Origin of the sequence: Nocardia higoensis NBRC 100133 (assembly GCF_000308595.1) — a bacterium.
GTDB classification, from domain to species: Bacteria; Actinomycetota; Actinomycetes; order Mycobacteriales; family Mycobacteriaceae; genus Nocardia; species Nocardia higoensis.
This window is the reverse complement of the sequence record NZ_BAGA01000059.1, coordinates 44,884-54,781: the sequence shown is the minus strand read 5'-3', so window position 1 is coordinate 54,781 and position 9,898 is coordinate 44,884. Positions and strand designations below refer to the sequence as shown.

Below are 9,898 nucleotides of genomic sequence, written 5' to 3'. Positions count from 1 at the left end.
CGCTGCGCGACCGGCTGGGTCTGCCCCGCCCTGTCAGCCGTTACGCGGCCCTCACGGAAGGAGTGCCGTCGTGACCCGGCAGCGTCCTCGCAAACAGGTTCACCTGGCCGCGCACTTCCCCGGCGTGAACAACACGACGGTGTGGAGCGATCCGGCCTCGGGCAGTCAGATCGATTTCGCCTCGTTCGAGCATCTGGCGCGCACCGCCGAGCGGGGCCTGTTCGACTTCTTCTTCCTCGCCGAGGGGCTGCGCCTGCGCGAGCATCGCGGGCGCATCCACGATCTCGACGTGGTCGGCAGGCCCGACACCTTCACCGTGCTCAACGCGCTGGCCGGGGTGACCGACAAGCTGGGTCTGGCGGGCACCATCAACTCCACCTACAACGAGCCGTTCGAGCTGGCCAGGCAGTTCGCCGGTCTGGACCATCTCTCCGGCGGGCGCGCGGCCTGGAATGTGGTCACCTCCTCGGACGCCTTCACCGGCGAGAACTTCCGTCGCGGAGGCTATCTCGATCATGCGGACCGGTATCGCAGGGCCGCCGAGGTGGTCGAGCTCAGCCGGGCGCTGTGGGACAGCTGGCCTGCCGATTCGCTGGTGGTCGACCGCGAGGCCGGGGTGTTCGCCCGGGAAGTGCCGGTCACCGAGTTCCGGTCCACGCAGTTCGACATCGCGGCGCCGTTCACGCTGCCGCCGAGTCCGCAGGGGCATCCGGTGCTGTTGCAGGCGGGCGATTCCGACGAGGGCCGCGAATTCGGCGCGTCGGCCGCCGATGCCATCTTCACCGTGCACGGCACGCTGGCGGCCGGGCGCGTCTTCTACGCCGATGTGAAGAGCAGGCTGGCGAAGTACGGGCGAGACCCCGATCACCTGAAGATCTTTCCGGCCGCCACCTTCGTGCTGGGCGACACCGCCGAGGAAGCCCGCGACCGCGCCGCGCACATCCGCCGCCAGCAGGTCGGCCCGCAGACCGCGATCGCCTTCCTCGAACAGATCTGGGGCCGCGACCTTTCCGGCTACGACCCCGACGGGCCGCTGCCCGAGGAGGATCCGACCGGCGATCCGGACATCACCAGGGGCCGGGTCCGGCACGCCCGCGATCCGCTCGCGGTCGCGAAGACCTGGCGGGAGAAGGCACGCGCGGAGCACCTGAGCATTCGCGAGCTGGTCATCGAGGTCACGGCGCGTCAGCAGTTCGTCGGCACCCCGGCGCAGGTCGCGGCCGAGATCGACGAATACGTGCAGACCGACGCCGCCGACGGGTTCATCCTCGTCCCGCACCTGACCCCGGCCGGGCTCGACGAGTTCGTCGAGCGGGTCGTGCCGGAACTGCAGGAACGCGGCAGCTTCCGCACCGAGTACCGGGGTGACACCTTGCGTGAGCATCTCGGACTGCCTCACCCGCACCACACGCACCAGCACAGCACCGCACACGAAGGAGCCCGAGCGTCATGACGACAAGCACCGTCACCAGTTTCGAAACCGAATGGGCCCGCTGGCACAGCACCCGCGAGGACAACTTGCGCGATCCGCTCGGCTTCCTGAGTCTCACCGGTCTGCACTGGCTCACCGACGAACCGAGTCGCCTGCCCGGCGTCCCCGGCACCTGGTGGGTGACCGACAACAAGGTGTTCATCACCGCCCAGCCGGGCGACCGCCTCGTCGCCGAGGGCAGCGACATCGCCGGCGTGCGGATCCTGGTCCCGGCCGAGGGCGCGCCGGGCGTGCAGGTGCGCCACGAGCGCCGCATCCTCGAGGTCATCCGGCGCACCGGCAGGCACGGGGTGCGGGTGCACGACCCGGACGCGCCGGCCCTGGCCCGCTTCACCGGCATCCCGGCCTACTCGCCCGATCCGCGCTGGGTGGTTCAGGGCCGGTTCACCGCCTACCCCGCGCCCCGCCCGGTCACCACCGGCGCGGTGATCGACGGGCTCGAGCACCGGCACAACGCGATCGGCGAGATCGAATTCGGCATCGGCCCGGCGACCGAGCGGGTCGTGGTGTTCCGCACCGGTGTGGAACTGCGGGTGTTGTTCACCGACGCCACCAGCGGGGTCACCACCTTCCCGACCGCGCGCTCGCTCACCCTGCCCACGCCCGACGCCGAGGGCGCGGTCACCCTCGACTTCAACCGGGCGGTCAACCTGCCCTGCGCTTTCACCGAATTCGCCACCTGCCCGGTCGCGCCCGAGCAGAACCGGCTGCGGGTGGCGATCGAAGCGGGCGAACAGGATCCGCGTCTGGACGGCGGCCTGCGATGAACGTGCCGCTGTCGGTGCTGGACCTGGCCCCGATCAGCGCGGGATCGACGCCGCAGCAGGCGCTGCGTAACACCATCGAGCTGGCCCAGCGCGCCGAACAATGGGGCTACCACCGGTTCTGGCTGGCCGAACACCATTTCGTGAAGGTCGCCAGTTCCAGCTCGATCACCCTGATCGGGCTCGTCGCGGCCGCCACCTCCCGCATCCGGGTGGGGTCGGGGGCGGTACAGGCAGGCCACCACACGGCGGCTTCGGTCGTCGAGGGATTCGGCACGATCGACGCGCTCTATCCGGGCAGGCTCGACCTGGGGCTCGGCCGTTCGGCGCACCGGCGTGCGAAGTTCGGGCAAGCCGCGCCGGGGGCGAACGGGAGCGCGGCGGGCGGGAGCGCAGCCGTTCCGCAGCCGACCACACGGGCAGTCGCCACGGGAGAGCCGACCGCCGGGAACCGCGCAGCGCCCGCGGCCGATGGAGGGGAGCGCGGGCCGAGCGGCGCCGACGCGGGCGGTTCGGCCGGTGCACCGGCTGCCGAAGTGCGGGTGCGCGACGGCGTCGTCGTTCCGCCCCCGTTCGATTTCAGTGCCCTGGCGGTCAAGGAGCGCTATCTCGCCGGGCTGCAGGCCCTGCAGCTGCCCGGAGCGCAGCCGATCGACTTCAGCGAGTACGTCGACCAGGTGCGGGCGCTGCTCGACGGCAGCTACCGCACGCCCGAGGGCGTGGAACTGCACGCGGTACCCGGCGAGCGTGCCCGGGTGCAGCTGTGGTTGTTCGGCACCAGCGCCGGTGAGAGCGCGGAACTGGCGGGCAGGCTCGGATTGCCGTTCGCGGTGGCCTATCACACCGTGCCCGCGACCGCGCTGGACGCGGTGCGGGCCTATCGCGCGGCATTCCGCCCGTCGGTGGAGCTCGCCGAACCGTATGTGGTGGTCTCTGCCGACGTGGTGGTCGCCGAGGACGACGCCACCGCCCGGCATCTGGCCTCCACCTACGGGCACTGGGTGCACAGCATCCGCGCCGAGGGCGGCGCGACCGAGGTGCTCGATCCCGCCACCGCGGCGCCGTTGTCGCCCGAGCAGTACCGCGTCGTGGAGGACCGCCTGCTGACCCAGTTCGTCGGCTCACCCTCGACCGTCGTCGGCCGGCTGGACGCGCTGCAACGCGCGACCGGGGCGAACGAACTGCTGATCACCAGCGTCACCCACGACCACGAGGCGCGGCTGGAATCGCACCGTCTGCTCGCCGAGGCCTGGGGTCTGCTCGAGGCCGCGGCCGCCTGACCCCGGTCACCCGTGGCCGCCCGTCGACCGGTCGGCCCGGATCCCGGCTGCCTGGCGGCGTGGACATCGACGCCGGTGACCGCGCGGCCGCGTGGTTCGGGCAGCACCGAGTTCACCACCTCCCTGGGCAAACTCACCCGACGAAGGGCTTCGAATCGCCCGCGGCCGACACGACGGCTGCGGGCGAGTGTCGAACCTCAGGCGCGGGCGGGCGCGGGGCTCACCCCGTAACCGAGGTTGGTGAGTACCTCGCTCGTCGCCTTGGCGAAGTTCAGCGTGATGAAGTGCAGGCAGGGCGCGCCCTCGTCGATGAGGCGCTGCGCCATCTCGGTGGCGATCTCGATGCCCGCCTCCCGCACGGCGGCCCGGTTCTCCTCCGGTCCGTCGCCCGCCGCCCGGCGCAGCCGCTCCAGCACCCCGGCCGGCAGCGGACGCCCGCACAGCTCCTCGGCGCGGGTGACCGTGCGCAGCGAGGTGATCGGCATCAGCTCGGGGATGATCGGCTTGGCGCCCTCGACGGGATCGAACGCGGCGATCCGGTCGCGCAGGCGCAGATAGTGGTCGACCTCGAAGAACATCTGGGTGATCGAATACTCCGCGCCCGCACGCAGTTTCGCGGCCAGGAAGGCGGTGTCGGAATCCAGGTCCGGCGAACGGTGATGGCCCTGTGGGAAGGAGGCGACGCCGACGTGGAAGTCGCCCAGGTCGCGAACGATGCGCACCAGTTCCTCGGCGTACTCCACGCCCTCGGGGTGGCGGTGCCATTCGCCGAGCGGATCGCCGGGCGGGTCGCCGCGCAGCACCAGGATGTTGCGGATGCCGGAGTCGGCGTAGGCGCCGACCAGCGACCGCAGCTCGGCCACGCTGTGCCCGACGGCGGTCAGGTGGGCCACCGGCAGCAGGGTGGTCTCCTGCGCCAGCTGGCCGGTGACGCGCACCGTCCTGTCCTTGGTCGACCCGCCCGCGCCGTAGGTCATGGACACGAACGCCGGATGCATGCGTTCGAACTCACGCACCGCCCGCCACAGCCGCGCCTCGCCCTCGGCATCGCGGGGCGGGTTGAACTCGACGGAGAACGGCACCGCACGGCCCTCGTGGGCACGCAGGCTCTGCACCACCGACGGCGTGCCGGAGATGGACGCGGGCGCGGGATCGAAAGTCACCGGTCCAGTGTAGTGAGAGCTCGTCGCACCGAGAGCCCGCTCGCGGGTTCCCGGCAGAATCGCAGGTAGAGGGATTTTTCCGAACCACAGGGAGCCCGCCGGACACACCCTGCGTACATGCGAGTATTCTTCGTGACGGCAGCATCGTGAACCCGCACACACGAGCGCGATCACGCCTGCCACGAAAACTCTGCCCTGAATACTGCCCGATACATCCGCGCAGCTACGACACCGTGACCATGGAGGTTCCTCTGTCCGCCGGACCCGGTACTCCGACACGAACCCCTGCCGCCGGGGCCCCCGCGCCGACCCTGGGGTCCGTGGAATTCGTCGCGTCCGTGGAAGCCGCGCTGGTCGCGTTCTTCGCCGACCGCCGTCCCTCGGTCGCCGCGCTCGGCCCGGTCTTCGAAGAAGCCGCCGACACCCTGGAATCGTTCGTCCTGCGCGGCGGCAAGCGCACCAGGCCTGCCTTCGCCTGGCACGGCTGGCTCGGCGCGGGCGGCGACGAGAACTCCGCCGAGGCGGGCCCGGTCCGCACGGCCTGCTCCGCGCTCGAACTCGTCCAGGCCTGTGCACTGGTCCACGACGACATCATCGATTCCTCGCGCACCCGGCGGCGCTTCCCGACCGTGCACGTCGACTTCGAACAGCGCCACCGCGAGCGCGGCTGGTCCGGCGACCCCGCCCACTTCGGCATCGGCGTCGCCATCCTGATCGGGGATCTCGCGCTGGCCTGGGCCGACGACATGGTGCACGCCGCCGGCCTGAGTGAAGCGGCGCTCGCCCGCTTCGCCCCGGTCTGGGCGCTCATGCGCACCGAGGTACTCGGCGGGCAGCTGCTCGACATCAACGGTGAAGCCGGCCGCGACGACTCGGTGGAGGCCGCGCTGCGGATCAACCGGTACAAGACCGCCGCCTACACCGTGGAGCGGCCGCTGCACCTCGGCGCCGCGCTCGCGGGCGCCGACGAGGGCCTGATCGCCGCCTACCGCACCTTCGGCACCGACATCGGCATCGCCTTCCAGCTGCGTGACGATCTGCTCGGCGTGTTCGGCGACCCGGAGGTGACCGGCAAGCCCTCCGGCGACGACCTGCGCGAGGGCAAGCGCACCGTACTGCTGGCCGAGGCGCTGCGCCGGGCCGACAACACAGACCACGCCGCGGCGGCACTGCTGCGGAACAGCATCGGCACCGATCTGGGTGCCGAGGACGTGGAACGCCTACGCGCCGTGCTCGTCGAGCTCGGCGCCGTCGACGATGTGGAACGCCGCATCGCCGATCTCACCGACCGCGGCCTGGCCGCATTGGAAACCAGTTCGGCCACACCCGCCGCGAAGCAGACCCTTCGCGGTATGGCGTTGGCCGCTACCAGGAGGACTGCATGAAAGCCGTTGTGTCGCCCGCCCATCGGGTGATCACCGTCGGGGCCGGGCCCGCCCCGCGCGGCACCGGCAAGCGCCGTGGCAAGGCCTTGGCCGCCCTCACCGAACGCCGGGTGATCCTCGGCGCCTCGCTGCCGACGCGGCGAGACTTCCCGGTTCCCCGGTCGTGTTCCGCGCTTCCCGAAGACGACGACTTCGAAGACGTGGACTTCCTCTAGGCCTGACCCCCGCTCCAGCATCTCCGGCCCGGTCTCGCCGGTTCGGGTGCCGAACGGTGCCCCGGTGCGCTGCGGGTAACCTCCGCACCGGGGTATTCGCATGCCCGGGACGCACGAACAGTCCGCGTCCGGTCAGGACTGCCAGCCAGTGACGAGGGAGTCGGAGATGAAAACCGTTGCGGGACCGGCGGATCGGATCGTCGTGATCGGCGCGGGCCTGTCCGGGCTGGCCGCGGCGCTGTATCTGGCCGGCTCCGGCAGGCAGGTCACCGTGCTCGAGCGCGCGGACCATCCCGGTGGCCGGGTCGGCCACTACACCGGCCCGGACTACCGGATCGACTCCGGCGCCACCGTGCTGACCCTGCCCGAGCTCATCGACGAGGCGCTGGCCGCCGTCGGGCACACCCGTGCCTCCGCACCGGTCCCGCTGGAGGTGCTCGCGCTCACGCCGAGCTATCACGCCCGCTTCGCCGACGGCTCCGACATCCGGGTCTTCGCCGACGCCGACCTGATGGCCGAGGAGGTCGCGCGCGCCTGCGGCCCGGACGAGGCCGTGCGCTACCGGCGACTGCGGGACTGGCTGGCCGCGATCTACCGCGCCGAGTTCACCGAGTTCATGGACACCGACTTCGACTCGCCGCTGGACATGGTGCGTAAACCGGCGAAACGGGCCGCGCTGCTCGACCTGGTCCGGCTCGGCGGCTTCGGCAGGCTCGGCGCCAGGATCGACCGCCTGCTCACCGACCGCCGGCTGTCGCGGCTGTTCACCTTCCAGGCCCTCTACGCGGGCACGGCCCCGGCCGACGCGCTGGCCGTCTACGCCGCGATCCCGCACATGGACACCTCGCTCGGCGTCTACTTCCCGCGCGGGGGCATGAGCGCGGTCGCCGAGACGATGGCCTCGGCACTCACCGACGCGGGCGGTGCGCTGAGACTGAACAGCGAGGTCGTCCGGATCGACTACACCGGCAAGCGCGCCACCCGGGTGCTGCTCGCCGACGGCGAATCCGTGCCGTGCGACGCGGTGGTGCTCACCGCCGACCTCGGGTCGATCGAGCGATTCGGCGGCCAGCGCAGACGCGGGTTGCGCGCCTCCCCCTCGGCCGTCGTCGCGCACGGCACCGTCCCCGCCGAGATCACCGCGCAGTGGCCGGTGCAGGCGCACCACACCATCGACTTCGGCGCGGCCTGGGAACAGACCTTCCGCGAGATCGCCACCCGCCGCGGCAAGGGCAGGCTCATGAGCGATCCCTCGCTGTTGCTGACCCGGCCCGCGCTGACCGATCCCGACCTGATGGTCACCCGCCCCGACGGCCGCCACGAACCGTTCTCGGTGCTGGCGCCCTGCCCGAACCTGGACAGCGCGCCGCTGGACTGGGACCGGCTGGCCCGGCCATACCTCGGTGAACTGCTGACACTGCTGGAAGAGCGCGGCTACCGCGGCATCGCCGAGCACTTCACCGTCGACCACCTCGACACTCCGTACACCTGGCGGGACAAAGGCATGCTGGCGGGCACCCCGTTCGCCGCCGCGCATCTGTTCCGGCAAACCGGGCCGTTCCGTACCCGCAACCTGCCCCGCTTCGCCGACAATGTGGTTCTCGCCGGTTGCGGAACCGTTCCCGGTATCGGGGTGCCGACCGTCCTGCTGTCGGGCAAACTCGCGGCACACCGGATCATCGGCGCCGCCGGACACACCGCGGGCTAACCGGCCCGGACCAGGGCGAGCGATCCCGCGAGCAAGCACTAAACTGACTGCCGACCATATCCACACGCGGTTACGACCGCCGATCTCGCCCGGGGGAACCGACACGACATGCATCCCCCCGACACGAGCACCGCAGCCCCCGCCCAGGCCGTGACCGGCGCCGTTCCCGGCGGAGGCCGCACTCGGATGCAGGCCTGGGCCGACTTCGCGCGCAGCCCGGAAGGCCACGCGGCGCTGCTCGGCTTCGTCGGCGCGGCGCTGATCACTTTCGGTGGATTCGGCGCGGGCAGTGTCCGCACCCGCGACCCACTGCTCGAGGCGCTGCACCTGTCCTGGCTGCGCTTCGGACACGGATACGCGCTGTCGACGATCCTGATCTGGGCAGGCGTGCTGGCCATGATCACCGCCTGGGTGCGCCTGGGCCGCAGCACGCTCGGCCTCGGCGGGCGGCCCGTGCACGTGACCCTGAACGAACTGCGGGCCATCGTCGGCATCTGGATCTTCCCGCTGCTGTTCGCGGTGCCCATGTTCAGCCGCGACGCCTATTCCTATCTCGCCCAGGGCGCGCTGCTGCGCGACGGCTTCGATCCCTACACGGTCGGACCGGTCGCCAATCCCGGTGTGCTGCTGGACAATGTCAGCCCGGTCTGGACCACCACCACCGCCCCATACGGCCCGGTATTCCTGCTGCTCGGTCGCGCCATCACCGCCATCACCGGAGACGACGTCGTCTCCGGGACCATCGCGCTGCGGCTGGTGATGCTGCCCGGCCTGGCGCTGATGATGTGGGCGGTGCCGTACCTGACCAAGCATCTCGGCGGCAGGCCCACCGTGGCGCTGTGGCTGGCGGTGCTCAATCCGCTGGTGCTCATCCACCTGATCGGCGGCGTGCACAACGAGATGCTGATGGTCGGGCTGATGTGCGCGGGCATCGCCCTGGTGCTCGAACGCCATCACGTGGCGGGCATCGTCGTCGTCGCCATCGGCGTGGCCATCAAGGCGACCGCCGGGGTGGCACTGCCGTTCCTGGTGTGGATCTGGATGCTGCACGAACGCGAACGCCGCGCGGCCGAACGCGCCGCTCTCGATCCGGACGCCGAGCGCGATCCCGCCTCGAGTGAGCAGTCCGGGCATCCCGACGCCGCCAAACCCGGCCCCGACATGCCCCACCCCGCGCTCACCTTCGCCAAGATCGCGGGCCTGGGCCTGAGCGTGTTCGCGGTGGTGTTCGTCATCGCCTCGGCCGTCGCCGGTGTCGGAATCGGCTGGCTCACCGCCCTTTCCGGCTCGAAGAAGATCATCAACTGGCTGTCGCTGCCGACCGTCATGGCGCACGCGACCACCTGGATCACCAACCTGCGCCTGGAGTCGGTACTCGGCGTCACCCGCACGCTCTGCGCGGTCGCGCTGGTGGTGGTGCTCGTGGCGACCTGGTGGCGGTTCCGCCACAGCGAGCGCGAAGCCGTGTTCGGCATCCTGATCGCGTTCGTCGCGATCGTGATCCTCTCCCCCGCCGCGCTGCCCTGGTACTACTCGTGGCCGCTGGCGCTGGCCGCAGGCTTCGCGCTCTCGACCACGACCCTGATGGTGCTGGTGGGCATCTGCACCTGGCTGATGCTGGTCTTCCAGCCCGACGGCTCCATCGGCCTGTACAACTTCTGGCACGTGGCCGCGGCGACCTTCGTGGCCGTGGTGGCCGCGTTGTCACTGCGGCACGTGGACCCGTTGCGGTTGAAAGCCTCCTCGTCGGATTCGCGTCGACCCGCGGCGGTCCCGCACCCCGCGGTGGAGCCCGCCACGATCGCCCGGGCGTGAGCGGTCCCGCCGCGGACGCGAACAGCGCGTCCACCCCACCCGATCCGGCCACACCTCGCCCGGCCCGACCAGCCGG

General features: G+C 71.2%; 8 protein-coding genes. 7 read left to right on the top strand and 1 reads right to left on the bottom strand.

Annotated features, from left to right (window positions below; genetic code table 11):
• Positions 1 to 70 precede the first annotated feature (70 nt).
• The 3 genes from ON26_RS08100 to ON26_RS08090 are packed head-to-tail and all read left to right on the top strand — an operon-like array spanning position 71 to position 3,536.
• Positions 71 to 1,453: an NtaA/DmoA family FMN-dependent monooxygenase gene (locus ON26_RS08100; protein ID WP_040795379.1), complete on the top strand. Its 1,383-nt coding sequence runs from the start codon at positions 71 to 73 to the stop codon at positions 1,451 to 1,453.
• Positions 1,450 to 2,259, top strand: coding sequence for a DUF1684 domain-containing protein (locus ON26_RS08095; protein ID WP_040795378.1), 810 nt, complete (start codon positions 1,450 to 1,452; stop codon positions 2,257 to 2,259). The genes ON26_RS08100 and ON26_RS08095 overlap by 4 nt, the downstream gene beginning before the upstream one ends.
• Positions 2,256 to 3,536 carry an LLM class flavin-dependent oxidoreductase gene (locus ON26_RS08090; protein WP_040795377.1) on the top strand — a complete coding sequence of 427 codons (1,281 nt, stop codon included), beginning with the start codon at positions 2,256 to 2,258 and terminating at the stop codon, positions 3,534 to 3,536. The genes ON26_RS08095 and ON26_RS08090 overlap by 4 nt, the downstream gene beginning before the upstream one ends.
• A 197-nt stretch (positions 3,537 to 3,733) precedes the next feature.
• On the opposite strand, the gene ON26_RS08085 is transcribed toward ON26_RS08090, so the two are convergent.
• Positions 3,734 to 4,699: a methylenetetrahydrofolate reductase gene (locus ON26_RS08085; protein WP_083883894.1), complete on the bottom strand. Its 966-nt coding sequence runs from the start codon at positions 4,697 to 4,699 to the stop codon at positions 3,734 to 3,736.
• Between the two features lie 239 nt (positions 4,700 to 4,938).
• Here ON26_RS08085 and ON26_RS08080 point away from each other — a divergent pair, with 239 nt between their 5' ends.
• The 4 genes from ON26_RS08080 to ON26_RS08065 all read left to right on the top strand — a co-directional run bounded on the left by ON26_RS08080 (position 4,939) and on the right by ON26_RS08065 (position 9,822).
• Positions 4,939 to 6,084, top strand: coding sequence for a polyprenyl synthetase family protein (locus tag ON26_RS08080; protein ID WP_040795376.1), 1,146 nt, complete (start codon positions 4,939 to 4,941; stop codon positions 6,082 to 6,084).
• A complete protein-coding gene (locus ON26_RS08075; RefSeq protein WP_157171821.1) occupies positions 6,081 to 6,299 on the top strand; it encodes a hypothetical protein in 219 nt (72 codons plus the stop codon). Before ON26_RS08080 ends, ON26_RS08075 begins: the two co-directional genes overlap by 4 nt.
• Positions 6,300 to 6,465: 166 nt before the next feature.
• Positions 6,466 to 8,007 (top strand): phytoene desaturase family protein, encoded by a 1,542-nt coding sequence (gene crtI, locus ON26_RS08070; protein ID WP_040795374.1) that lies wholly within the window; start codon positions 6,466 to 6,468, stop codon positions 8,005 to 8,007.
• Between the two features lie 108 nt (positions 8,008 to 8,115).
• Complete coding sequence (locus tag ON26_RS08065) at positions 8,116 to 9,822, top strand: alpha-(1->6)-mannopyranosyltransferase A (RefSeq protein WP_051026814.1); 1,707 nt, start codon at positions 8,116 to 8,118, stop codon at positions 9,820 to 9,822.
• Positions 9,823 to 9,898 lie beyond the last annotated feature (76 nt).